Origin of the sequence: Pseudomonas sp. LF-5 (genome assembly GCF_037626295.1) — a bacterium.
In the GTDB taxonomy this organism is placed as follows: Bacteria; Pseudomonadota; Gammaproteobacteria; order Pseudomonadales; family Pseudomonadaceae; genus Aquipseudomonas; species Aquipseudomonas monsensis.
In genome coordinates, this window is record NZ_JARKMT010000002.1 from 56654 (window position 1) to 81610 (window position 24957).

Below are 24957 nucleotides of genomic sequence, written 5' to 3' on the forward strand. Positions count from 1 at the left end.
ATTCCAGAGCCTCCCGCCAAACCCTGTCGGTGGGGCCCGAGGGTTGAAAAGCGTCTTATAAATGAAACACCGCCCTCGGCTATACTCCCCGCATTTCGACTTAGGCACGAGGAATCACTGTGAAGAACTGGACGTTGCGCCAACGCATTTTGGCGAGCTTTGCGGTGATTATCGCCATCATGCTGCTGATGGTCGTCGTCTCGTATTCACGCTTGCTGAAGATTGAGGCCAGTGAAAGCAGCGTACGTGACGATGCGATTCCTGGCGTCTATTACAGCTCGATGATTCGCGGTGCGTGGGTCGACAGTTACCTGCAGACTCAGGAACTGCTGGGCCTTAAGGAAGGGCAGGGCATCAGTAGCGAAGACGTGGCCGACTACAAGGCGTTCGAGAATCGCCTGCAAGAGCAGATGGCCAGCTATCGCAGCACCATCACCACCGACGAGGACCGTATCGAGTTCGCGGCATTCGAAAAAGATCACGATGCTTACATGCAGATCCAGGATCAGGTGCTCGATTTGCACAAACGCAATCTGGAAGTCGAGGCGGTCAAGCTGTTCAGCGAGAAGCTGACCCCCGCGTGGTACACCGGCCGCATGAAACTCAATGACATCATTGGTGAGAACAAGAAAGTCGCTGATCAGGCCATGGCCAACATTGATGAAGCGGTGGCCGCGGCCAAGGTCAGTATGTTTGTCTCGCTGCTGGTAGCCGTCCTGGCAGCCGGTGCCTGTGGCCTGCTGCTGATGCGCGCGATCATGGCCCCGATGAACCGCATTGTGCAGATCCTGGACATCATGCGCACCGGCGACTTGAGCAGCCGCCTCAACCTTGAGCGCAAGGACGAATTCGGCGCAGTGGAAACCGGCTTCAACGACATGATGACCGAGCTGACCGCGCTGGTGTCTCAGGCCCAGCGTTCATCGGTGCAGGTGACCACCTCGGTGACCGAGATTGCCGCCACCTCCAAGCAACAGCAGGCCACCGCCACCGAAACCGCGGCCACCACCACCGAAATCGGCGCGACCTCCCGTGAGATCGCCGCCACCTCGCGGGACCTGGTGCGCACCATGACCGAAGTGTCCACCGCTGCCGATCAGGCCTCGGTGCTTGCCGGTTCCGGCCAGCAAGGTCTGGCGCGCATGGAAGACACCATGCACTCGGTGATGGGCGCGGCCGATCTGGTCAACGCCAAACTGGCGATCCTCAATGAGAAGGCCGGCAACATCAATCAGGTGGTGGTGACCATCGTCAAAGTTGCCGACCAGACCAACCTGTTGTCGCTCAACGCGGCGATCGAGGCGGAGAAGGCTGGCGAATACGGTCGCGGTTTCGCCGTGGTCGCCACCGAAGTGCGGCGTCTGGCGGATCAGACCGCCGTCGCCACCTACGACATCGAGCAAATGGTCCGCGAGATCCAGTCGGCGGTGTCCGCCGGGGTGATGGGCATGGACAAGTTCTCCGAGGAAGTGCGCCGCGGCATGGCCGAAGTGCAGCAGGTCGGCGAACAACTGTCGCAGATCATCCATCAAGTGCAGGCACTGGCACCGCGCGTATTGATGGTCAACGAGGGCATGCAGGCCCAGGCTACCGGGGCCGAACAGATCAACCACGCGCTGGTGCAGTTGGGCGACGCCAGCAGCCAGACCGTTGAATCGCTGCGTCAGGCCAGTTTCGCCATCGACGAACTGAGCCAGGTGGCCGTCGGGCTGCGCAGCGGCGTTTCGCGATTCAAAGTCTGATGAGCGAAATCACCGCCAAACGCGGCGCTGCGCCGGTGGCGAAACAGGCTTTGTTCCTGCTGTTTCGGATCGGCAACGAACGCTACGCCTTGCGCGCCACCGAGGTGGCGGAAGTGCTGCCGCGCCTGCCGTTGAAGCCGATTGCCCAGGCGCCGAACTGGGTTGCCGGGGTGTTTGCCTATCGGGGTGCGGTGGTGCCGGCGATCGACCTCAGTGCACTGACCTTCGGCCATCCCGCCGAGGCGCGCACCAGTACGCGGCTGGTGCTGGTGCATTACCGCCCGGATGCACTGCAACCGCCGCGCTGGCTGGGGCTGATCCTTGAGCAGGCGACCGACACGCTGCGCTGCAACCCTGAAGATTTTCAGCCGTATGGCCTGGACAATCGTCAGGCGCCGTACCTCGGCCCGGTGCGCGAAGATGCCCAGGGGCTGGTGCAGTGGGTGCGGGTCAACGACTTGCTGGATGACGCGGTGCGTAGCCTGCTGTTTCCGGCGCCGCTTGAGGCGCAGTCATGAGCAGCGACCAGCGGTTTTTCGATTTTCTCAAGGAACGCATCGGTCTGGATGTCACCTCGGTCGGGCCGGCGATCATCGAGCGCGCGGTGCGCCAGCGCACCACGCTCTCGCAAGCGGCGCACAGCGATGAATACTGGCAACTGCTGCAAGGTTCGCGTGACGAACAGCAGGCATTGATCGAGGCGGTGATCGTCCCCGAAACCTGGTTTTTCCGCTATCCGGAATCCTTCGCCACACTCGGCAAGCTGGCGCGCAAGCGTCTGGACGAATTGAACAACATGCGCGCGCTGCGCATCCTCAGCCTGCCGTGCTCGACCGGCGAGGAGCCCTATTCGATCGCCATGGCCTTGCTCGATGCCGGCCTCAAACCCCATCAGTTCAAGGTCGACGGCATGGATGTCAGCCCGCTGTCGGTGGACAAGGCGCGGCGCGCGCTGTACGGCAAGAACTCGTTTCGTGGTCAGGATCTGGACTTTCGCGAGCGTCATTTCACGGCCGAGCAGGACGGCCATCGGGTCAGCGATGCCGTGCGCGAACAGGTGCGCCTGCAGGCGGGCAATGTGCTGGATCCGACACTGCTGGCCAGCGAACCACCGTTCGACTTTGTGTTCTGCCGCAACCTGCTGATCTATTTCGATCAGCCGACCCAGCAGCAGGTTTTCGCCGTGCTCAAGCGTCTGACTCACGTCGATGGCGTGCTGTTCATCGGCCCGGCCGAAGGCAGTCTGCTCGGGCGCCTGGGCATGCGCTCGATCGGCATTCCGCAGTCGTTTGCCTTCAGTCGACACAATGATCCGGCACCGGAACCGCTGTCATTGCCGACCCCGACGCCATTACCCGTGCGTCAACCTTTGCGCAGTCCGGCACCACTGCCAGTGCGCCCGCGTCCGTTTGCCAGCGTTGCACCGTTGCCCGTCAGCAGCAAAAGCGCCAACCCGGACGCGGCGACCTTGCTCGCCAACATCGCTGCGCTGGCCAACGAAGGCAAGAGTGCCGAAGCCCGTGCGGCATGCGAGCAGTTCCTGCGCAGTCACGAACCGGTGGCGCAGGTGTTCTATTGGCTCGGCCTGCTCAGCGATGTTGCCGGCTCTGCACTCGAAGCCCAGAGTTATTACCGCAAGGCCTTGTACCTCGAACCGCAACACCCTGAAGCGTTGATGCACCTGGCCGCGTTGCTCCAGGCCCAGGGCGACAGCGCCGGTGCCAGACGATTGCAGGAGCGCGCCGCGCGCAGCGGCCGCACCGCCGACAGTGAGCGTAAACGATGATCCCGTCCGACACCTTGAACGTCACCCACGAAGACGCCCGGGCCATCGACGATTGCTGGAACCGCATCGGTATCCACGGCGACAAGTCCTGCCCGCTGCTGGCCGAACACATTCACTGCCGCAATTGTTCGGTGTATTCCGCTGCCGCCACGCGCCTGCTCGACCGTTATGCGTTGCAGCAGGACGAACGCGACCCAGTGGCGACCACCGTCGAGGCCGAACTGAAAACCCGTTCGTTGCTGATGTTCCGTATCGGCGAAGAATGGTTGGGCCTGGCGACTCGCAGTCTGGTGGAGGTCGCGCCGTTGCAGGCGATTCACTCGTTGCCGCATCAGCGTTCGCGGGCCTTGCTGGGTGTGGCCAACGTGCGCGGCGCGCTGGTGGCGTGTCTGTCGCTGGTCGAACTGCTCGATCTGGATGGCAACGCCGCACCGGCCAATGGCGCGCGGATCATGCCGCGCATGCTGATCATCGCCGCCCACGGCGGGCCCGTGGTGGTGCCGGTGGACGAGGTCGACGGCATTCATGCCATTGATGAGCGGATCCTCGACGCCGCTTCGCAATCCGCTGCGCAAGCCAATGCCAGATACACCCGCGGCGTGCTGCAATTTCGCGGGCGCAGCCTGCGTTGGCTGGATGAAGAACAGCTGCTGTCCGCCGTGACCCGGAGCCTCACATGACCCCCGAGCAAATGCGCGACGCTTCCTTGCTGGAGCTGTTCAGCCTCGAAGCCGAAGCCCAGACCCAGGTCCTCAGTGCCGGGCTGCTGGCGCTGGAACGCAACCCGACCCAGGCCGATCAACTCGAATCGTGCATGCGTGCGGCGCACTCGCTGAAAGGGGCGGCGCGGATTGTCGGCATCGACAGCGGTGTCAGCGTCGCGCATGTGATGGAAGATTGCCTGGTCAGCGCGCAAGAAGGGCGCTTGCTGCTGCGCCCGGAGCACATCGACGCGCTGTTGCAGGGCACCGATCTGCTGATGCGTATTGCCACCCCGGCCAATGCTCCGCAACCCACCGATATCGAAACCTACGTGGCGCTGATGGCGAGCCTCGCCGACCCCTCGGCTGCACCGGCAACGTTTGCCGCTGCGCCGATGGCCGAGTTGCAACGTGAAGCGCCGCCGGTGCCTGCGCCCGCTCCCGAGGTTCCGTTCGAGCCCGCTGAACCCGCGCCGCGCAAGAACAAGCGCACCACCGAAGGCGGCGAGCGGGTACTGCGGGTCACCGCCGAGCGCCTGAACAGCCTGCTCGATCTGTCGAGCAAATCCCTGGTGGAAACCCAGCGCCTCAAACCGCATCTGGCGATCATGCAACGCCTCAAGCGCATGCAGAACAATGGTCTGCGCGCGCTGGAAAACCTCAACGTGCATTTAAAGGAACACGCGCTGAGTCTTGAAGCGCTGGAAGCCCTGGAAGATGCGCGGCGCCTGCTCGCCGAATCCCAGCAACTGCTGAGCGAGAAAAACGCCGAACTCGACGAGTTCGCCTGGCAAGCCAGTCAGCGTGCGCAGGTGCTCTACGACACCGCGCTGGCCTGCCGCATGCGGCCGTTTGCCGACGTGCTCACCGGTCAGGTGCGCATGGTCCGCGACCTGGGGCGCAGCCTCGGCAAACAGGTGCGGCTGGAAATCGAGGGCGAGAAAACCCAGGTCGACCGCGATGTGTTGGAAAAACTCGAAGCGCCGCTGACCCATTTGCTGCGCAACGCAGTCGATCACGGCATCGAAACCCCGGAGCAGCGCCTGCTCAAGGGTAAACCCGAAGAAGGCCTGATCCGCCTGCGCGCTTCCCATCAGGCCGGTCTGCTGGTGCTGGAATTGAGCGATGACGGCAATGGCGTCGATCTGGAAAAGGTTCGCCGCAGCATCGTCGAACGGCAGTTGTCGCCAGCAGAAACTGCGGCGCAGTTGAGTGAAGAAGAGTTGCTGACCTTCCTGTTCCTGCCCGGTTTCAGCCTGCGCGACACGGTCACCGAAGTCTCCGGGCGGGGCGTCGGCCTCGACGCGGTGCAGCACATGGTCCGCCAGTTACGCGGAGCGGTGGTGCTGGAGCAAACGGCGGGCGAGGGCAGTCGCTTTCATCTGGAAGTGCCGCTGACGCTGTCGGTGGTGCGCAGCCTGGTGGTGGAAGTCGGCGACGAAGCGTACGCCTTTCCACTGGCGCACATTGAACGCATGTGCGATCTGGCGCCGGACGACATTGTGCAGGTCGAAGGGCGTCAGCATTTCTGGCACGAAGGTCGGCACGTCGGGCTGGTCGCCGCCAGTCAATTGCTTAACCGCCCGGCCAGCCAGAACAGCGGCGAAACCCTTAAAGTCGTGGTGATCCGAGAGCGCGATGCGATTTACGGCGTCGCGGTCGAACGCTTCATTGGCGAACGCACCCTGGTGGTGTTGCCCCTCGACGAGCGTCTGGGAAAAGTCCAGGACATCTCCGCCGGGGCCTTGCTCGACGACGGTTCGGTGGTGTTGATCGTCGATGTCGAGGACATGCTGCGCTCGGTGGACAAGCTGCTCAACACCGGACGCCTGGAACGCATTGCCCGCCACGGCAATCAGGCGGCGGAAGCTGCGCGCAAGCGGGTGCTGGTGGTGGACGACTCGCTGACCGTGCGCGAACTGCAACGCAAACTGCTGCTCAATCGCGGCTACGACGTGGCCGTCGCGGTGGACGGTATGGACGGCTGGAACGCGCTGCGTTCGGAGGACTTCGATTTGCTGATCACCGATATCGACATGCCACGCATGGACGGCATTGAACTGGTCACCCTGTTGCGCCGCGACAACCGCCTGCAATCGCTGCCGGTGATGGTGGTGTCGTACAAGGATCGTGAAGAAGACCGACGCCGTGGACTGGACGCCGGGGCGGACTATTATTTAGCCAAAGCCAGTTTTCATGACGACGCTCTGCTCGATGCAGTGGTCGAGCTGATCGGAGGCGCGCGGGCATGAAGATCGCAATCGTCAACGACATGCCGATGGCGGTGGAAGCGCTGCGCCGGGCGCTGGCCTTCGAGCCGGCACATCAGGTGGTCTGGGTCGCCAGAAACGGTGCCGAGGCGGTGCAACTGTGCGCGCAAAACACTCCGGACCTGATCCTGATGGACCTGATCATGCCGATCATGGATGGCGTCGAAGCCACTCGGCGGATCATGGCGGAAACCCCGTGCGCCATCGTGATTGTCACGGTCGACCGCCAGCAGAATGTGCACCGGGTTTTCGAAGCCATGGGCTACGGCGCGCTGGATGTGGTCGATACCCCGGCCCTCGGTGCCGGCAATGCCCAGGAAGCCGCCGCGCCGCTGTTGCGCAAAATCCTCAATATCGGCTGGCTGATCGGCGAGAAAACCCCGCGCTCGCGTCCGGCGCCGGCGCCCCCGCGCAGTTCGGCTTCGCGCCAGCGGCTGGTGGCGATCGGTTCGTCGGCGGGCGGGCCGGCGGCGCTCGAGGTGCTGCTCAAGGGCCTGCCGCGCGATTTCTCTGCGGCCATCGTGCTGGTCCAGCACGTGGACCAGGTGTTCGCTGCCGGCATGGCCGAATGGCTGGCCAGCGCCAGCGGCCTCGACGTGCGCCTGGCCCGCGAAGGCGAGCCGCCGCAGGCCGGCGCGGTCCTGCTGGCCGGCACCAATCACCATATTCGCTTATTGAAAAACGGTACGCTGGCCTACACCGCCGAACCGGTCAACGAGATTTATCGGCCGTCGATCGACGTGTTTTTCGAGAGCGTCGCCAGTTACTGGAACGGCGACGCCGTCGGGGTTTTATTGACCGGGATGGGACGCGACGGGGCGCAAGGGCTTAAGCTCATGCGCCAGCAGGGTTATTTGACCATTGCGCAGGACCAGCAAAGCAGTGCGGTGTACGGCATGCCCAAGGCCGCTGCGGCTATTGATGCCGCTGTGGAAATCCGTCCACTGGAAAAGATAGCGCCACGATTGCTGGAGATTTTCCCCACATGAACAGATTTATCCGCAATCCTGGCTCCCGCAGTACACAGGTGACCGCCCATGAGTGACTTACAGATCGACGACATTAAAACCGACGAAAACGCCGCCATGGTGTTGTTGGTGGACGATCAGGCGATGATCGGCGAGGCCGTGCGCCGTGGGCTGTCGAACGAAGAGAACATCGACTTCCACTTCTGTTCCGACCCGCATCAGGCCATTGCCCAGGCCGTGCGGATCAAACCGACGGTGATCCTGCAGGATCTGGTGATGCCCGGCCTCGATGGCCTGAGCCTGGTGCGCGAATACCGCAATCACCCGGCGACCAAGGACATTCCGATCATCGTCCTGTCGACCAAGGAAGACCCGCTGATCAAGAGCGCGGCGTTTTCCGCCGGCGCCAACGATTATCTGGTGAAGCTGCCGGACACCATCGAACTGGTGGCGCGCATCCGATATCACTCGCGCTCCTACATGACCCTGTTGCAACGGGATGCGGCCTACCGTGCGTTGCGTGTCAGCCAGCAACAGTTGCTCGACACCAACCTGGTGCTGCAGCGGCTGATGAACTCCGATGGCTTGACCGGGCTGTCCAACCGCCGGCATTTCGACGAGTACCTGGAGCTGGAATGGCGCCGTTCGCTGCGTGATCAGAGTCAGCTGTCGTTGCTGATGATTGATGTCGATTACTTCAAGTCCTACAACGACACCTTCGGCCATGTCGAGGGTGACGAGGCCTTGCGCAAGGTCGCCACGGCGATCCGCGACGCCAGCGCCCGGCCGTCGGACCTGCCGGCGCGTTATGGCGGTGAGGAGTTCGCGCTGGTGCTGCCGAACACCTCGCCGGGCGGCGCTCGGCTGGTGGCGGAGAAACTGCGCCAGACCGTGGCGGCACTGAAGATTCCGCACAACACTCCGGCGGAAGGGGCGAGCCTGACGATCAGTATTGGTTTGGCGACGATGGTGCCGCAGGCGGGGAGCGATTGCCGGTTGCTGATTTCGGCGGCAGATCGTGGGTTGTATCTGGCGAAGAACAGTGGGCGTAATCAGGTCGGGATCGAGTAACGGCTGACCCTCACCCCAGCCCTCTCCCGGAGGGAGAGGGGGCCGACCGAGGTGTCCTTGGCCCTGCATCAACCAGGAAGACCTCGGCGATTATGGATCTGTACGCGTGGCGATTACGGATTCGGTAACGCCATTTCAGGTCGGCGTACCTCCCCAATATCCCCCAATCGGTTCCCTCTCCCTGAGGGAGAGGGGGTAGGCCGAGGTGTCTGGCGCTGTTCATCGACCTGATCGACCGAGTCGATTATGGATCTTCAAGCTTGGCGATTACGGATTCGGCAAAGCCATTTCAAGTCGGCGTAACTCCTGAACATCCCCCAATCGGTTCCCTCTCCCTCTGGGAGAGGGCTAGGGTGAGGGTTGGCAATCTCCACTCAGACAGAAACCTCAAGCCATTCACCCCCCACACCCGCCAGACGGGCTGCCGTGACAGCGTGATTACGTTATACTCGCCGGCTTTCAAAAGTTCGCCAACGAGTGCTGCCCGTCATGGAAATCAACCCGATCCTGAACACCATCAAGGACCTGTCCGAGCGCTCCGAAACTATTCGGGGGTATCTTTGACTACGATCAAAAGCATGAGCGTCTGACCGAGGTCAATCGCGAGCTTGAAGATCCGAGTGTCTGGAACAAACCTGAATACGCCCAGGAACTGGGCCGCGAGCGCGCCGCGCTGGCGCAGATCGTCGACACCCTCGATGAACTGAACGGCGGTCTGGCCGATTGCCGCGACCTGCTGGACATGGCTGTCGAAGAAAACGACGAAGGTGCAGTGGGCGATGTCGTCGCCGAACTGGCCCGTCTCGAGGAAAATCTGGCCAAGCTGGAATTCCGCCGCATGTTCAGCCACGAGATGGACCCGAACAACGCCTACCTGGACATCCAGGCCGGTTCCGGCGGCACCGAAGCCCAGGACTGGGCCAACATCCTGCTGCGCATGTACCTGCGCTGGGCTGACAAACGCGGTTTCGACGCGACCATCATGGAACTGTCGGCCGGTGAAGTCGCCGGTATCAAAGGTGCGACCGTGCACATCAAAGGCGAATACGCCTTTGGCTGGCTGCGTACCGAGATCGGCGTCCACCGTCTGGTGCGCAAGAGCCCGTTCGACTCCGGCAACCGCCGCCACACCTCGTTCTCCGCAGTGTTCGTCTCGCCAGAGATCGACGACAAGGTGGAAATCGAGATCAACCCGGCAGACCTGCGGATCGACACCTATCGTTCCTCCGGTGCCGGTGGTCAGCACGTAAACACCACCGACTCGGCGGTACGTATCACCCACGTACCGACCAACACCGTGGTCAGCTGCCAGAACGAACGTTCCCAGCACGCCAACAAGGACACCGCCATGAAAATGCTGCGGGCCAAGTTGTACGAGCAGGAAATGCAGAAGCGCAACGCCGCATCCCAGGCCCTGGAAGACACCAAGTCCGACATCGGCTGGGGTCACCAGATCCGCTCCTACGTGCTTGACGCGTCGCGGATCAAGGACCTGCGCACCAACATCGAACGCAGCGACTGTGACAAGGTGCTCGACGGCGACATCGACGAATACCTGGAAGCCAGCCTGAAATCAGGGCTGTAAAAGACGCAATACAGCATCGGCTGATTCAACCCGATCCCTGTAGGAGCCAGCCCAGCTGGCGATCTCCGGGCCGCCAGGCCCGGGGGCAACGAACCTGATGGAATATCTAAAGACATGAGCGACCAACAACTCGACCCGCAAGCCCTGCAACAGGAAGAAAACTCCCTGATCGCCCTGCGCAAGGAAAAGCTGGCTGCCGAGCGCGCCAAGGGCAATGCCTTCCCGAACGACTTCCGCCGCGAAAACTACTGCGAAGATCTGCAGAAGAAGTACGCGGACAAGACCAAGGAAGAGCTGGCCGAGGCTGCAATTCCGGTCAAGGTTGCCGGTCGCATCATGCTCAACCGTGGCTCGTTCATGGTGATCCAGGACATGACCGGTCGCATCCAGGTCTACGTCAACCGTAAGACCCTGTCCGAAGACACCCTGGCCGCCGTGAAAACCTGGGACATGGGCGACATCATTGCCGCCGAAGGCACCCTGGCGCGTTCCGGCAAGGGCGACCTGTACGTGGAAATGACCAACGTGCGCCTGCTGACCAAGTCGCTGCGCCCGCTGCCGGACAAGCACCATGGCCTGACCGACACCGAACAGCGCTACCGTCAGCGTTACGTTGACCTGATCGTCAACGAAGACGTGCGCCAGACGTTCCGCGTGCGTTCGCAAGTGATCGCGCACATCCGCAGCTTCCTGATGAAGCGCGACTTCCTCGAAGTCGAAACGCCGATGCTGCAGACCATTCCGGGCGGCGCTGCGGCCAAGCCGTTCGAAACCCACCACAACGCACTGGACATGGAAATGTTCCTGCGTATCGCGCCTGAGCTGTACCTCAAGCGTCTGGTGGTTGGCGGTTTCGAGAAAGTGTTCGAGATCAACCGCAACTTCCGTAACGAAGGCGTTTCGACGCGTCACAACCCTGAATTCACCATGTTGGAGTTCTACCAGGCTTACGCCGACTACGAAGACAACATGGACCTGACCGAAGAACTGTTCCGTGAACTGGCGCAGCTGGTGCTGGGCAGCACCGATGTGCCGTACGGCGACAAGGTGTTCCACTTCGGCGAGCCGTTCGCCCGTCTGTCGGTGTTCGACTCGATCCTCAAGTACAACCCTGAGCTGACCGCCGATGATCTGAACGACATCGACAAGGCGCGCGCCATCGCCAAGAAAGCCGGCGCCAAGGTGCTGGGCTTCGAAGGTCTGGGCAAGCTGCAGGTGATGATTTTCGAAGAGCTGGTCGAGCACAAGCTGGAGCAGCCGCACTTCATCACTCAGTACCCGTTCGAAGTGTCGCCGCTGGCCCGTCGTAACGACGAGAACCCGAACGTCACCGACCGTTTCGAACTGTTCATCGGCGGCCGTGAAATCGCCAACGCCTACTCCGAGTTGAACGACGCGGAAGATCAGGCCGAGCGCTTCATGGCGCAGGTGGCCGACAAGGACGCCGGCGACGACGAAGCCATGCACTACGACGCCGATTTCGTGCGTGCGCTGGAGTACGGCATGCCGCCAACGGCCGGTGAAGGCATCGGCATCGACCGTCTGGTGATGTTGCTGACCAACTCGCCGTCGATCCGCGATGTGATCCTGTTCCCGCACATGCGACCGCAAGCGTAAACGTTTCAGTTGAAAAGCCGCCTAAAACAGGCGGCTTTTTATTGCCTGTCTGGTACAAATGTATCAGTTGGTTACTTTTGAAATAGCAGAGGAAGTCCAGTCGTGATGGTTGCAATTGCTCAAGAAGGTGCAGCGGGTATCGCCACTGCGGTCGCTGAAAGTGTTCAGTACCAGGGCCGCAAGGCCAGCCGACAGGGCAGCGAGCAGCGTCGCCAGGACATTCTCGACGCGGCGATGCGCATTGTCGTGCGTGACGGCGTGCGGGCTGTGCGCCATCGCGCGGTGGCGGCCGAGGCTGGTGTGCCGCTGTCGGCCACCACTTATTACTTCAAGGATATCGACGACCTGCTCACCGATACCTTCGCCCAGTATGTCGAGCGCAGTGCGGCGTACATGGCCAAGCTGTGGATCAACAACGAAGGCCTGCTGCGCGAGATGGTGGTCAGCGGTGACGGCAGTCCCGAGTCACGCTCGCAACTGGCCGATAATATTGCGCGGCTGATGGCCGACTACGTGCACCGGCAACTGCTCAACCGTCGCGAGCATCTGATGGCCGAGCAGGCCTTCCGCCAAGAGGCGCTGCTCAACCCGCGTCTGGCGGATCTGGTGCGTTCGCATCAGCAGATTTTGCTGCAGGGCACCTGCCAGTTGTTCCAGGTGCTGGGCTCGCGCGAACCGCAGCAGGATGCCAAGGTGTTGACGGCGATTATCGGACGGATGGAATATCAGGGCCTGCTCAACGACGCCGAGCCTTTGGCCGAACAGGACATGCTCGGCATTCTGACGCGCTACATGCACCTGGTGCTCGCGTCGGTCTGACCCTCTGGGGGAAACACCTGACCCTGTGGGAGCGAGCTTGCTCGCGAAGACGGACTGACATTCAACATTAATGTTGGCAGTAACACCGCTTTCGCGAGCAAGCTCGCTCTCACAGGTTCAGTGGTGTATTCGAGGGTGGCGAATGTTCATAGGGAGTATTGAATGAAAGCCTGGCGTGGCGTGCTGATCGCCTTGTCGTTCCTGCTGCTCAGTGGCTGTCTGGTGACCTTCAAGGAGCCGCTGACCGCCAGTGACCCGGCGCCCAAGGGCCTGCTCGGCAAATGGTCGAGCACCAATGCCTGGGGCGAACCGATGAACCTTGAACTGACGCGCCTGGGCAACGACTGCTATCAGGCTGTCACGTACTTCAAGGCCAAGCCCCGCGAACGCGAAGCCTATCCGTTCATCGTTTCGCGCCACGGCAGCCGCTGGTATCTGTCGGCGAAAGTCCCGGCGCAGTACGGCGGCCATTACACCATCGCCGGTTTCGAGCTCACCGATAAACACGAACTGGTGATCTACAACCTCGATCTCGAACAGATCAATCAAGCGATCAAACAGAAAGCCCTCGACGGTCAGGCCTTCCAGACCGACGATGGCGACGGCGTGCAGGTCGACAGCAACCTGGACAAGGTCTTTGCTTACCTCGACGATCCGGCCAATTCCGATGTGTTCGTCGAAGCCGCGCGCTATCAGCGTCAGGCCCGCGCCAAATAATTCAGTTTTCTACAGGAGTTTCGGGTGGACGATTACCAGCAGACGATACGCACGCTGTCCGATCGCATTGTGCTGGCGCAGACACCGATCCGCGTCCTCGATGCGGTGAAGTGGGACGAAAACATCCGCAAGGGCTTTCTCAAGGCCAAGGGCAAGGAAATGCCGGCGGTGGATCGCGACTACTACCTCAATCGACCGCTGTCCTTCGATTCGAGCAAGGTCAAGCTGGAGTTCCAGAACATCGAGCGTGACATCACCCGTCAGCTCGGTCAGTTCAACCCGGTCGGGCAGATCATGCGCCGTATGTGCAAGGAATACCGCATGGTCGTGCGCATGCTCGAAGCGCGCGGCACCGAGGATTTCGGCCTGATCTCCCAGGAACTCTACGGCGCCGCCTCCGATGCGTTTCACGCCGGCGACCCGACCCTGGCCGACCTCGGCCTGATGATGTCCGACTACCTGAACAACATTGATGGCCGTGGCGACCTGAAGGACGAGCCGAAGATCCTCACCGCCAAGGATGCCGTGCACCTGCTGCAAACCCGTTTGAACAAGGTGTTCGGCGAGGCCGAGGAAACCATCCGCGTGTTCGAGTCCGACGGCATCGTGGCTGACGCGGCGGCAGGCGCCGACTACATCAAGATCCGCACCGACGCGCTGTTCAACGACCGCGATGTACGCGCACTGGAAGTCCACGAAGGCCTGGTGCACGTCGGCACCACGCTCAATGGCTTGAACCAGCCGATCTGCACTTTCCTGTCCAAAGGCCCACCGTCGTCGACGGTGACCCAGGAAGGCCTGGCGATTTTGATGGAGATCATCACGTTCGCCTCCTACCCGAGTCGCCTGCGCAAACTGACCAACCGCACCCGCGCCATTCATATGGTCGAGGAGGGCGCGGACTTCCTGCAGGTGTTCGAGTTCTTCCGCGAGCAGGGCTTTGAAATGGCAGAAAGTTACGGCAACGCCAGTCGCGTTTTCCGTGGCTCGACACCGACTGGTCTGCCATTTACCAAAGACTTGTCCTACCTCAAGGGCTTTATCATGGTTTACAACTACATTCAGTTGGCCGTGCGTAAAGGCAAGCTCGAGCAGATTCCGCTGTTGTTCTGCGGCAAGACCACGCTGGAGGACATGCGTACCCTGCGTCAGCTGGTGGATGAAGGACTGGTGGTGCCGCCGAAGTATCTGCCGGAGCAGTTCCGCGATCTGAACGCGTTGTCGGCGTGGATGTGTTTCTCCAACTTCCTCAATCACTTGAGCCTGGACCGGATCGAGGCGGATTACTCCAATATCCTCTGAGCCAGCATGCAAATCCTGTGGGAGCTGGCTTGCCAGCTCCCACAGGGTTATTTGTTTTTCTCTGGATCGTATTGCCAACTTCTGTTGCGAGGTTTCACCGGATGAGAATCCTCGGCATCTTTTGCCTGCTCCTGACCCTCGGCGGTTGCAGTTCGCTGTTGTTCTACCCCGAGCCCGGCCAGATCTTTACCCCGGAAAAAGCCAAGCTCGAATACCGCACCGTTACCCTGACCACCGCCGACGGCCTCAAGCTGAATGCCTGGTGGCTGCCGGCCAAACCCGGTGTCGAGGTCAAAGGCACAGTCCTGCACCTGCACGGCAATGGCGGCAATTTGCCGATGCACCTGGGTGGCAGTTGGTGGTTGCCGAAAAACGGCTATCAAGTGTTGCTGGTGGACTATCGCGGTTACGGTTTGTCCGAGGGCGAGCCGAGCCTGCCGGCGATCTATCAGGACATCGACGCCGCATTCGCCTGGCTCGACCAGGCGCCAGAGGTCAAAGGCAAACCGCTGATTCTGCTGGGGCAAAGTCTCGGTGGTTCGATGGCCGTGCATTGGCTGGTGCAGCACCCGGAGCGGCAGAAACAACTCAAGGCCTTCGTCCTCGACGGTGTACCCGCCAGCTATCGCAGCGTTGGCCAGTACGCCCTCAGTACCTCGTGGCTGACCTGGCCGTTCCAGGTGCCGCTGTCGTGGCTGGTGCCGGACGGCGACAGTGCAATCAATTCGATGCCGCAGCTCAATGGCGTGCCAAAACTGATCTTTCACAGCATCGACGACCCGCTGGTACCGCTTGCCAATGGTATCCGTCTGTATCAGGCGGCACCGCCTCCGAGGGTGCTGCAGCTGACCCGTGGCGGCCACGTGCAGACCTTCGGCGACCCGGTCTGGCGTCAGGTGATGCTGCGCTATCTGGAAGATCCCGAACACTTCAATGGCCTGCGCCGTCTCGGCGAAATCCCGAATTACCCGCCACCTCCGAATTCTGAAGATGAGAGTCCGCAATGACTGAAGAACGTAACGCCATCCCGCTGATTATCACCGGTATCTGCAGCATCCTCGGCACCGTCGGGGCGCTGTGGTACTACGGCTACCTGCACTTCGCCAAGCCTGAGGATGCGTTGCTGCTCAACGAATTCACCATGCTCAAGACCGTGCCCGGCGAAGACTACAAAGTCTCGCTGGACCCGGCGCCGCAAGTCGCGCAGTGCATTGATGGCGTGCTGGTATTGTTCGATACCGAGCAGAAAGGTTTGACCGGTGTGTTGATCAACGCACAGAAAAAAGCCGTGCGTTGCATGGGGGAGGAGACTCCGCAGAAGCTGGAGGAGTGATTCTGCAGGACCAGCCCTCACCCTGACCCTCTCCCAGAGGGAGAGGGGACTGATCGAGTTGTTCTTGCGAGTTACGCCGACCTGAAAGATTGCGTTGATTATGGATTCGGCGAAGTACTTTCAGGTCGACGCCGCTACTGACCCCTTCCCCATTCGGCTCCCTCTCCCTCGGGAGAGGGCTGGGGTGAGGGGCCGCAATTTCAGCTCCCACGAAAAAGCCCCGCCTGATCACTCAGGCGGGGCTTTTGCGTTACCGCGTGACGCTTAGTTCGAGCTGACCGCCGAACGTGGCATCACTGGCTGGTTGTCGTTGGAGATAGTCACTTCCACACGACGGTTCATCGCACGACCGGAAACGCTGCCGTTATCGGCAACCGGGTATTCCTTGCCATAACCCTGAACCACGATGCGCGAAGGATCTACGCCCATCTTGATCAGCGCGACTTGTACCGAGGTCGCACGACGCTCGGACAGCGACTGGTTGTAAGAAGCCGCACCGGTGCTGTCGGTGTAACCCTCGACGATCACTTTGCGATCAGGGTTTTCCTGGAGGAACTGCGCCAGTTTATTGATGTTCACCAGACCGCTGGATTTCAGGTCAGCCTTGTTGGTGGCGAACAGCACGTCACCGAAGGTCACCAGGGTGCCGCGATCGGTCTGCTTGGCGTTGAGGCTGTCCTGCAGCTGTTTGATCTGCTGATCGCGAGCATCCAGACGCGCCTGGGCACGCTGGGCTGCGGCGTTCTTCAGGTTGTTTTCAGCGGTGCGCAGGGCGATGGTCTGCTTGGCCACTTCCACACGCTGGTTGGTCAGGTAGGCCAGTTGGTCAACCTTGGCCGCGTTTTCCTTGTCCAGGTAAGCCTTGTCGGCCTTGTCCAGGTAATCGCTGGCGTCTTTGGTTTCCAGGGCTGCGACTTTGCTGGCTTGTGGGTTGGCTTGCAGGCCGGCGTAGTTGGTGCGCGCCTGTTCCAGGTTCGGGTTAGGCGGGGTGGAGCAGGCAGCCAGGGCAACGCTTGCAGCCAGGAGAGCGGGGATCATCAGTTGCTTACGCATAATTTGTCGTCCTTTCTATCGTTAAAAGTTTCAGCTTTGCGATTCGGGATGCGCGCTTACTGCACGGTGCGCTGACTTTCCTGACGCAGTTCCTGAACACCTTTCTGGGAATCCTTCAGTGCCTGTTCGGCTTTCGCTGCCTGAGCCTTGCGTTCCGCTACGCGAGCGTCCCATTCGGCCTGCTCGGAGAGGGTGCGGGCTTCGTCATACTTCTTGTCGTGCATGGCGATTTCAGCTTGTTTCAGTTTGTCCTGCGCCTGCTTCATCTCGACGGCGGCGAATTCGGTACCACCGGCGCTCACGGCGCTGTTGACTGCCGACTGGGTCACGGCGTACTGCTCGGTCGGCGGGTTACCGGCGCAACCGGCCAGCACGAAGCTGGTGCCGATGGCCAGAGCAGCCAGTTTCAGACCGCGCAGGTGAGAGAACGAGGTTTGGGTCTTCATGGTCTTCAACTCCATTGTTTAACTCCTGATAAAACCGAAAATCCATCCTGGTCGAGAAGCCTAAAGCGTCGTATGAAAGCGCGTTTTTGAAACGCTCGTTCCAGGCGTGGTTACTCGTTCCGACCGGAGGCATTTTTCAAAAGTTCAGAAAAGATGGCCTATCGCCAAAAAAAACTTTGACCGAATGGACAAGGCCCTGGGACGGGAACTTTGGCGGAGGAGAGTGGTACGCGCGGGGGAAAACAACATGATTCTTGAGGGAAAATGCGGTCCTGTGGGAGCTGGCTTGCCAGCGATGGGGTCGTCAGATTCAACACGTCGGTGACTGAACGGACGCCATCGCTGGCAAGCCAGCTCCCACAGGTTTAACGCAATCTGGTGTCAGTGTTTCTGCTTGCCGGCAGTCGCCGAGAGGTCATGCAAATGACGGCGCGAAAGGGCCAGAAAACGCGGGGTAGGCCCGACATCCTCATACAGCGGATCACCTTCCTCATCGGTCGCCACCACTGTCGAACCCTTCACATAGGGCAGGCTCGCTTCAAACTCTTCAAGCGCCGCGCCGATCAGCTCGCCAAGCAGTTCTTCGACATGACGTTTGGGGTACATCTCGGTAATCGCTGCCAGACGCGCAGCGGCCTCAACGTCCAGATGAATCGCGTAGCCGGTGTCGGTCAGGCGACCTTTGGCGGTTTCTTCCCAATGCTGGGCGAGCTCACGGATTTTCATGATGACCTCATTTCGCACCTGCTCGTGGCAGGTCTGGGTGAGTGTCCGGCGTGGCCGGTGGCAAGCCGTTGTACGGCTTACTGTTGAGACTAGCTTTCGGTCACAAGGTTTAAAGTCCCTTCGTCGGCCTGCTTGTAAGAAGCGTCGCAGAGCGGCACTCTCTAGGTCATGCACTCGTTTCTAGGCCGCCCGGATTACCGCTGGAGAACTGCTGATGACCGATATTGATGCACGCTTGCGCGAAGATGTTCACCTGCTCGGCGAGTTGTTGGGCAACACCATTCGAGACCAGTACGGCGAGGCGTTTCTCGACAAGATCGAGCAGATTCGCAAGGGCGCCAAGGCCGACCGGCGTGGCTCGATGGACGCCGAGCTTAGCGCCAGCCTCAATCAATTGAGCGAAGACGAGTTGCTCCCGGTGGCGCGGGCGTTCAACCAGTTCCTCAATCTGGCGAACATCGCCGAGCAGTATCAATTGATCCATCGTCGCGAGGAATCGCAGCCGGCGCCATTCGAATCCCGTGTGCTGCCGGAACTGCTGGCGCGCCTGCGCAACGAAGGGCACAGCGCCGAATCCCTGGCCCGGCAACTGGCGCGCCTGGAAATCGAACTGGTGCTGACCGCGCACCCGACCGAAGTGGCGCGGCGCACGCTGATTCAGAAGTACGACGCGATCGCCGCGCAACTGGCCGCTCAGGATCATCGCGACCTCACCAGCGCCGAGCGCGAGCAGATCCACACGACCTTGCAACGGCTGATCGCCGAAGCCTGGCACACCGAAGAAATCCGCCGTACGCGGCCGACGCCAGTGGACGAGGCCAAGTGGGGGTTCGCGGTGATCGAGCATTCGTTGTGGCAGGCGATCCCCAACCATATGCGCAAGGCCGACAAGGCGTTGCATGCAGCGACGGGCCTGCGTCTACCGCTGGAGGCTGCGCCGATACGCTTTGCCTCGTGGATGGGCGGCGACCGTGACGGCAACCCCAACGTCACTGCGGCCGTGACCCGTGAAGTGTTATTGCTGGCGCGCTGGATGGCCGCCGATCTATACCTGCGCGATGTCGATCATCTGGCGGCCGAGTTGTCGATGCAGCAGGCCAGTGATGCATTGAAAGCCCGGGCCGGCGACAGCGCCGAACCTTATCGCGCAGTGCTCAAACAATTGCGCGAACGCCTGCGCGCCACCCGCAACTGGGCGCAGGCCTCGCTGACCGCGCCGACCCCGGCCCCCGCCGACGTACTGCACAACAACCGCGATCTGCTCGATCCGCTGGAGTTGTGTTTCAACTCGCTGCACGAATGCGGCATGGGCGTGATTGCCGATGGCCCGCTGCTCGATTGCCTGCGCCGCGCAGTGACCTTCGACCTGTTTCTGGTGCGCCTCGATGTGCGTCAGGACTCGTCGCGCCATAGCTCGGCGATGACCGAAATTACCGATTATCTGGGCCTGGGGCGCTACGAAGACTGGGACGAAGAGCAGCGCATCGGCTTCCTGACACGGGAACTGAGCAACCGTCGTCCATTGCTGCCGGCGCATTTCAAACCCTCCGCCGATACGGCGGAAGTGCTCAATACCTGTAAGGAAATAGCCGCCGCACCGGGGGCGTCACTGGGGTCCTACGTGATCTCGATGGCCGGGGCTGCATCCGATGTGCTGGCGGTGCAACTGCTGCTTAAAGAAGCCGGTGTGCTGCGACCAATGCGTGTCGTGCCGTTGTTCGAAACCCTCGCAGACCTCGACAACGCCGGCCCGGTGATGGAGCGTCTGTTGCTGCTGCCGGGTTATCGCGCGCGCCTGCAGGGCCCGCAGGAAGTGATGATCGGCTACTCCGACTCGGCGAAGGATGCCGGCACCACCGCTGCCGCTTGGGCGCAATACCGGGCGCAGGAACGTCTGGTGGAAATCTGTCGGGAACAGCAAGTCGAACTGCTGCTGTTCCACGGTCGCGGCGGCACTGTCGGCCGAGGCGGTGGTCCGGCCCACGCGGCGATTCTCTCGCAGCCGCCAGGATCGGTGGCGGGGCGCTTTCGCACCACCGAGCAGGGGGAAATGATTCGTTTCAAATTTGGCCTGCCGGACATCGCCGAGCAGAACCTCAATCTGTATCTGGCTGCCGTGCTCGAAGCAACGCTGTTGCCACCACCGCCACCGACGCCCGAGTGGCGGCATCTGATGGACGAGTTGGCGGCGGACGGGGTCAGTGCCTACCGTGCGGTGGTGCGGGAAAATCCGCAGTTCGTCGAGTATTTCCGCCAGTCCACGCCGGAGCAGGAGTTGGGGCGTCTGCCGCTGGGCAGTCGTCCGGCCAAGCGCCGTGCCGGTGGCATCGAAAGTCTGCGGGCGATTCCGTGGATCTTCGGCTGGACGCAGACGCGATTGATGTTGCCCGCGTGGCTCGGCTGGGAGTCGGCGCTGAGCAAGGCGCTGGCGCGCGGTGAAGGTCAATTGCTCGGGCAGATGCGCGAGCAGTGGCCGTTCTTCCGCACGCGCATCGACATGCTGGAAATGGTCCTGGCCAAGGCTGACGCGGACATCGCGCTGTCTTACGACCAGCGTCTGGTCGAGCCGGACTTGCTGCCGTTGGGCGCGCAGTTACGCGACCTATTGTCGCAGGCGTGTGCGGTAGTGCTCGGCCTGACTGGTCAGTCGCAACTGCTGGCACATAGCCCTGATACGCTCGAATTCATCCGTCTGCGCAACACCTACCTCGACCCGCTGCATCTATTGCAGGCCGAACTCCTGGCGCGTTCGCGGCAGCAGAATGTCGAGCAGGGCAGCCCGGTGGAACAGGCGTTGCTGGTGTCTGTGGCGGGGATTGCCGCCGGTTTGCGAAATACCGGCTAAGGTTTTTTCCGTAGGATGCGGCAGCCGATGCATGCCTCGGCTGTCGTTTGCTGCACAGGGGAAATGTGCCGCCAGGCGACAGTTAATGATGGGGTTGCGACTTGGGTCACCGTGTCGCAAGGTCGCGGCGGGCGTCGGTTTCTCCGACTTTTGGCGTCTTGTGTGGGCGCAGCCTGCTGTGTATCTTGATCAGCCTTTGGCCGTTTGTGTGGCCACGACCCGTATTTTCAGGATTCGCCGCCAAGTAGCGAATCCTTTGTTTTGTAAAGCTTTTATATAAAAAATTGAGGAGCACATCGATGCGCGTCATTCTGCTGGGAGCTCCCGGGGCCGGTAAAGGTACTCAGGCAAAGTTCATCACCGAAAAATTCGGCATTCCGCAAATCTCCACTGGCGACATGCTGCGTGCTGCGGTCAAGGCCGGCACCGAGCTGGGCATCAAGGCCAAGAGCATCATGGATGCCGGTGGCCTGGTGTCGGATGACCTGATCATCGCGCTGGTCAAGGATCGCATCGCTCAAGCTGACTGCGCCAACGGCTTTCTGTTCGACGGCTTCCCGCGCACCATTCCGCAGGCCGAAGCGCTGGTGACTGCCGGTGTCGAACTGGACGCCGTGGTTGAAATCGCCGTTGAAGACGAAGAGATCGTGCAGCGTATCGCCGGTCGTCGTGTGCACGAGGCCAGCGGCCGCGTTTACCACATCGTCTACAACCCGCCGAAAATCGCTGGCAAAGACGACATCACCGGTGAAGAACTGGTACAGCGCAAGGACGACACTGAAGAAACCGTGCGTCATCGCCTGTCGGTCTACCATTCGCAGACCAAGCCGCTGGTGGACTTCTACCAGAAGCTGTCCGCTACCAATGCCGGCAAGCCGAAGTACAGCCACATCCCGGGTGTCGGTTCGGTTGAAGCCATCACCGCCAAGGTACTTGAGGCGCTGAGCTGAAAAAGCTGATTCTGCTGCATCATCCACGGCCCGCTTGCGGGCCGTAGTTGTTTATACTGACGCACCTTTTTCCCACCTGTTTTGGATACATCAATGAGCACCTTGCTGGCCCTGGACACCGCGACTGAAGCTTGCTCCGTTGCCTTGCTGCATGACGGCAAGGTCACGAGCCATTACGAGGTGATCCCGCGCCTGCATGCGCAAAAGCTGTTGCCGATGATCCAGCAACTGCTGGCCGACGCCGGCACCACGCTGCAAGCGGTGGACGCCATCGCGTTCGGTCGCGGCCCGGGTGCATTCACCGGTGTGCGGATCGCCATCGGTGTAGTGCAGGGGCTGGCGTTTGCCCTCGACCGTCCGGTGCTTGCGGTGTCGAACCTGGCGGTGCTGGCGCAACGGGCTCATCGCGAGCACGGCGTCAGCCAGGTTGCAGCGGCCATTGATGCGCGGATGGATGAAGTGTATTGGGGCTGCTACCGCGAGACTGCCGGCGAGATGCGTCTGGTCGGTGCCGAAGCGGTGTTGCCACCCGAGGTTGCAGCGCTGCCGCAAGACGCCAGCGGCGAGTGGTTCGGTGCCGGTACCGGTTGGGGCTACGGCGAGCGTATTGCCGTCAAACCGAGCGGTTCCGATGCGGGCATGTTGCCCCATGCCGAAGACTTGCTGACCCTGGCGCGCTTCGCCTGGGAGCGCGGTGAGTCGATCCCGGCCGATGACGCGCAACCGGTTTACCTGCGCGACAAAGTTGCCACCCCCAAGGCTCGCTGATCAATCAAAACGGCGAGGTCCATTGTGGCGAGGGAGCTTGTTCCCTCGCGACAAAAACACTCACCCGCAATTCAGTGCCTTATTCCAAATCCTGCCAATCGTCAGTTTCCAACCCCGTGCTTTAAACCTTTTGCGCTTTATGTGTTCTAGTTATCACTCGGCGATTTGCTAAGTCGGTCAGGTGCCGCTAAATTGCCATCATTGATACCGAGCATGAATTTATGCGTATAGACGGCGTTTCCTCTCAGTCCTATCCCATCAAGCGCAAGCCTCGCAAAGGCAATGTGGCGCTGGATGAATCCGTCGACGATATCGACGGCGAGCTGGAGTTCCCGACTGAAGAGCAACTGGCCGCCCGTGCTGCCAAAGCCTCGGCACAACGCCTGAGCAATCTGCCTGCCCGTCAGCAAGACATGATTTATCACCGTGCGATGAAAAAGAGCGTAGCGATGGCCTTGGCCAGTTACCTGAGCACCGCCGGTTTTGTCGATTGGGATGCAGACGTGCTGGGCCTCGATTTGTACATCTGATGGCGCTGCCTTACTACCTCGGTTGCCCGTCCTGGAGCGAAAATGCCTGGCGCGAGTATCTGTACCCGGTAGACGCGAAAACCTCCGACTTTCTCGGTCTCTATTCCCAAGTGTTCAACGCCGTGGAAGGCAATACGACCTTCTACGCCAGCCCGTCGCCGGCCACCGTGCAGCGCTGGGCCGAGGTCATGCCCGAGCACTTTCGCTTCACCGCCAAGTTCCCCGGCGACATCAGCCACAGCGGTGACCTGCGCGAGCAACTGACCGCCGCCGAAACCTTTTTGCAGTTGATGCAGCCGCTGGGCGGACGCGTCGCGCCGTTCTGGCTGCAACTGTCGAAAAGCTTCACGCCGCAGCGTCTGCCGGAATTGGCGGGGTTCATTGATGCGCTGGATTGCCCGCTGGCGGTGGAAGTGCGTCACGAGCAGTTCTTCGCCAAGGGCGAGAGTGAGCGCCTGCTCAATCGTCTGCTGCTCGACCGTGGCGTCGAACGCATCTGCCTCGATCCGCGGGCGCTGTTCAGTTGCCTGTCGACCGAGTCTTCGGTGATTCACGCGCAGTCCAAAAAGCCCCGTGTACCGACGCGCCCGGCGGCCTTCACGCAGTCCCCGCAAGTGCGCTTCATCGGGCATCCCGAACTCGAAGCCAACGATCCCTTCCTCGTGCCGTGGGTAACAAAAATCGCCGAGTGGATCGAAGAGGGCCGCACGCCTTATATCTTTCTGCACACCGCCGACAACCTGCTGGCGGCGAAACTGGCGCAACGTTTTCACACGCAATTGATGCAACGTTTGCCTGGCCTGCCATCGCTGCCTGAGCTATACAGAGAACCCGCCGCCGAGCAACTTGGCCTGCTCTGAGGCGGTTTTTTCTGCCCAGGAGCCTGCCGATGGACGCCCAAGCCCGCGAAGAACAAGCCCGTAAAGCCCACGCTTTCAAAGCCCTGCATGAACGGCCGGGCATTTTCGTCATCCCCAACCCATGGGATGCGGGCTCGGCGAAGATGCTCGCCAGTCTCGGCTATCAGGCCTTGGCCACGACCAGCGCCGGTTATGCGTTTTCCCAAGGCAAGGCCGATGGTGCGTTGACGCTCGATGAGACCCTGGCCAACGTCCGGGCGATTGTCGCGGCCACGGATCTGCCGGTGGCGGTGGATCTGGAAAACGGCTTCGCCGATGACCCGATCGAATCCGCCAACAGCCTGTTGCGTGCCGCCGAGGCGGGCGCAGTGGGTGGTTCAATCGAAGACGCCACAGGCCGCGTCGACGCGCCCATCTATTGCTTCGAACACGCGGTGGCGCGCATCGAAGCCGCCGTCGCCGCCGTGCGTACGCTGCCTTTTCCCTTCACCCTGACCGCCCGTGCGGAAAACTACTTGCACGGTCATCCCGATATCAACGACACCATCCGCCGTTTGCAGGCGTTCGCCGAAGCCGGTGCCGACGTGCTGTACGCGCCAGGTTTGCGCAGTGCCGAAGAAGTGTTGGCAGTGGTGCGTGCGGTGGCGCCGAAGCCGGTCAACGTGTTGATGTCCGGCGGTTTGAAGTTGACGGTGCAGGAACTCGAAGAAATGGGCGTGCGGCGCATCAGCACCGGTTCGGCACTGGCACTGGCCGCGTTCGGCGAGTTCTTCCGCGCCGCTGAAGAGATCCAGCAAACGGGCACCTTCGGGTTTACTTCGCAGTCGATGCCCTACGCCCAGGCCAATCAGTTTTTCAAAGGCTGAAC

The 24957-nt window shown here is 61.3% G+C and carries 24 protein-coding genes; 20 read left to right on the forward strand and 4 right to left on the reverse strand.

The features are described 5' to 3' along the window. Positions 1-119 precede the first annotated feature (119 nt). From PseuLF5_RS07340 to PseuLF5_RS07405, 14 genes are all read left to right on the forward strand, one after another. Positions 120-1742, forward strand: coding sequence for a methyl-accepting chemotaxis protein (locus PseuLF5_RS07340; RefSeq protein WP_186745076.1), 1623 nt, complete (start codon positions 120-122; stop codon positions 1740-1742). Continuing rightward, complete coding sequence (locus PseuLF5_RS07345) at positions 1742-2260, forward strand: chemotaxis protein CheW (protein WP_222833577.1); 519 nt, start codon at positions 1742-1744, stop codon at positions 2258-2260. The genes PseuLF5_RS07340 and PseuLF5_RS07345 overlap by 1 nt, the downstream gene beginning before the upstream one ends. Then, positions 2257-3528: a CheR family methyltransferase gene (locus PseuLF5_RS07350; RefSeq protein ID WP_340133295.1), complete on the forward strand. Its 1272-nt coding sequence runs from the start codon at positions 2257-2259 to the stop codon at positions 3526-3528. The genes PseuLF5_RS07345 and PseuLF5_RS07350 overlap by 4 nt, the downstream gene beginning before the upstream one ends. After that, a complete protein-coding gene (locus PseuLF5_RS07355) occupies positions 3525-4208 on the forward strand; it encodes a chemotaxis protein CheW (protein ID WP_123465008.1) in 684 nt (227 codons plus the stop codon). Before PseuLF5_RS07350 ends, PseuLF5_RS07355 begins: the two co-directional genes overlap by 4 nt. Further along, positions 4205-6481, forward strand: a complete 2277-nt coding sequence (locus tag PseuLF5_RS07360) for a hybrid sensor histidine kinase/response regulator (RefSeq protein WP_340133296.1) — start codon at positions 4205-4207, stop codon at positions 6479-6481. Before PseuLF5_RS07355 ends, PseuLF5_RS07360 begins: the two co-directional genes overlap by 4 nt. Next, positions 6478-7488 (forward strand): chemotaxis response regulator protein-glutamate methylesterase, encoded by a 1011-nt coding sequence (locus PseuLF5_RS07365; RefSeq protein ID WP_340133297.1) that lies wholly within the window; start codon positions 6478-6480, stop codon positions 7486-7488. Before PseuLF5_RS07360 ends, PseuLF5_RS07365 begins: the two co-directional genes overlap by 4 nt. A 48-nt stretch (positions 7489-7536) precedes the next feature. Next, the gene (locus tag PseuLF5_RS07370; RefSeq protein WP_123465014.1) at positions 7537-8538 is read left to right on the forward strand and encodes a response regulator; all 1002 of its coding nucleotides are present in this window, start codon (positions 7537-7539) and stop codon (positions 8536-8538) included. A 489-nt stretch (positions 8539-9027) separates the two neighbouring features. Next, a protein-coding gene (gene prfB, locus PseuLF5_RS07375) for a peptide chain release factor 2 (protein WP_099758102.1) occupies positions 9028-10123 on the forward strand; the annotation gives its coding sequence in 2 pieces (ribosomal slippage) (positions 9028-9099 and positions 9101-10123; 1095 coding nt in all). 114 nt (positions 10124-10237) lie between these two features. After that, a complete protein-coding gene (lysS, locus tag PseuLF5_RS07380) occupies positions 10238-11740 on the forward strand; it encodes a lysine--tRNA ligase (protein WP_003222049.1) in 1503 nt (500 codons plus the stop codon). Positions 11741-11845: 105 nt separating this feature from the next. Further along, complete coding sequence (locus tag PseuLF5_RS07385; protein WP_123465016.1) at positions 11846-12559, forward strand: TetR/AcrR family transcriptional regulator; 714 nt, start codon at positions 11846-11848, stop codon at positions 12557-12559. Positions 12560-12721: 162 nt separating this feature from the next. Continuing rightward, positions 12722-13276 carry a hypothetical protein gene (locus tag PseuLF5_RS07390; protein ID WP_340133298.1) on the forward strand — a complete coding sequence of 185 codons (555 nt, stop codon included), beginning with the start codon at positions 12722-12724 and terminating at the stop codon, positions 13274-13276. A gap of 24 nt (positions 13277-13300) precedes the next feature. Continuing rightward, positions 13301-14578 carry a flavohemoglobin expression-modulating QEGLA motif protein gene (locus PseuLF5_RS07395; RefSeq protein WP_123465022.1) on the forward strand — a complete coding sequence of 426 codons (1278 nt, stop codon included), beginning with the start codon at positions 13301-13303 and terminating at the stop codon, positions 14576-14578. 101 nt (positions 14579-14679) lie between these two features. Beyond that, positions 14680-15585, forward strand: a complete 906-nt coding sequence (locus tag PseuLF5_RS07400; RefSeq protein WP_340133299.1) for an alpha/beta hydrolase — start codon at positions 14680-14682, stop codon at positions 15583-15585. After that, positions 15582-15911, forward strand: coding sequence for a hypothetical protein (locus PseuLF5_RS07405; protein WP_128615722.1), 330 nt, complete (start codon positions 15582-15584; stop codon positions 15909-15911). The genes PseuLF5_RS07400 and PseuLF5_RS07405 overlap by 4 nt, the downstream gene beginning before the upstream one ends. Positions 15912-16175: 264 nt before the next feature. Here the strand turns inward: PseuLF5_RS07405 and PseuLF5_RS07410 are convergent, their stop codons facing one another. From PseuLF5_RS07410 to PseuLF5_RS07420, 3 genes are all read right to left on the reverse strand, one after another. Next, complete coding sequence (locus tag PseuLF5_RS07410) at positions 16176-16964, reverse strand: OmpA family protein (protein WP_085712811.1); 789 nt, start codon at positions 16962-16964, stop codon at positions 16176-16178. Between the two features lie 56 nt (positions 16965-17020). Then, positions 17021-17425, reverse strand: a complete 405-nt coding sequence (locus tag PseuLF5_RS07415) for a DUF4398 domain-containing protein (RefSeq protein WP_025112229.1) — start codon at positions 17423-17425, stop codon at positions 17021-17023. 366 nt (positions 17426-17791) lie between these two features. Further along, positions 17792-18136, reverse strand: coding sequence for a pilin assembly protein (locus PseuLF5_RS07420; RefSeq protein ID WP_123465026.1), 345 nt, complete (start codon positions 18134-18136; stop codon positions 17792-17794). Positions 18137-18350: 214 nt separating this feature from the next. Between PseuLF5_RS07420 and ppc the strand changes: the two genes are divergently transcribed. Continuing rightward, positions 18351-20981 carry a phosphoenolpyruvate carboxylase gene (ppc, locus tag PseuLF5_RS07425; RefSeq protein ID WP_340133300.1) on the forward strand — a complete coding sequence of 877 codons (2631 nt, stop codon included), beginning with the start codon at positions 18351-18353 and terminating at the stop codon, positions 20979-20981. A gap of 106 nt (positions 20982-21087) precedes the next feature. Here ppc and PseuLF5_RS07430 read toward each other — a convergent pair whose 3' ends face one another. Next, a complete protein-coding gene (locus PseuLF5_RS07430; RefSeq protein ID WP_128615721.1) occupies positions 21088-21291 on the reverse strand; it encodes a hypothetical protein in 204 nt (67 codons plus the stop codon). Between PseuLF5_RS07430 and adk the strand changes: the two genes are divergently transcribed. From adk to PseuLF5_RS07455, 5 genes are all read left to right on the forward strand, one after another. After that, positions 21281-21931, forward strand: a complete 651-nt coding sequence (gene adk, locus PseuLF5_RS07435) for an adenylate kinase (protein WP_123465030.1) — start codon at positions 21281-21283, stop codon at positions 21929-21931. The two genes, PseuLF5_RS07430 and adk, sit on opposite strands and share 11 nt — an antisense overlap. Positions 21932-22024: 93 nt before the next feature. After that, a complete protein-coding gene (gene tsaB / locus PseuLF5_RS07440) occupies positions 22025-22699 on the forward strand; it encodes a tRNA (adenosine(37)-N6)-threonylcarbamoyltransferase complex dimerization subunit type 1 TsaB (RefSeq protein ID WP_128615720.1) in 675 nt (224 codons plus the stop codon). Between the two features lie 221 nt (positions 22700-22920). Further along, the gene (locus tag PseuLF5_RS07445; protein WP_123465034.1) at positions 22921-23229 is read left to right on the forward strand and encodes a hypothetical protein; all 309 of its coding nucleotides are present in this window, start codon (positions 22921-22923) and stop codon (positions 23227-23229) included. Continuing rightward, positions 23229-24089: a DUF72 domain-containing protein gene (locus PseuLF5_RS07450; RefSeq protein WP_123465036.1), complete on the forward strand. Its 861-nt coding sequence runs from the start codon at positions 23229-23231 to the stop codon at positions 24087-24089. Before PseuLF5_RS07445 ends, PseuLF5_RS07450 begins: the two co-directional genes overlap by 1 nt. Positions 24090-24118: 29 nt before the next feature. Continuing rightward, positions 24119-24955 carry an isocitrate lyase/PEP mutase family protein gene (locus PseuLF5_RS07455; RefSeq protein WP_340133301.1) on the forward strand — a complete coding sequence of 279 codons (837 nt, stop codon included), beginning with the start codon at positions 24119-24121 and terminating at the stop codon, positions 24953-24955. Positions 24956-24957 lie beyond the last annotated feature (2 nt).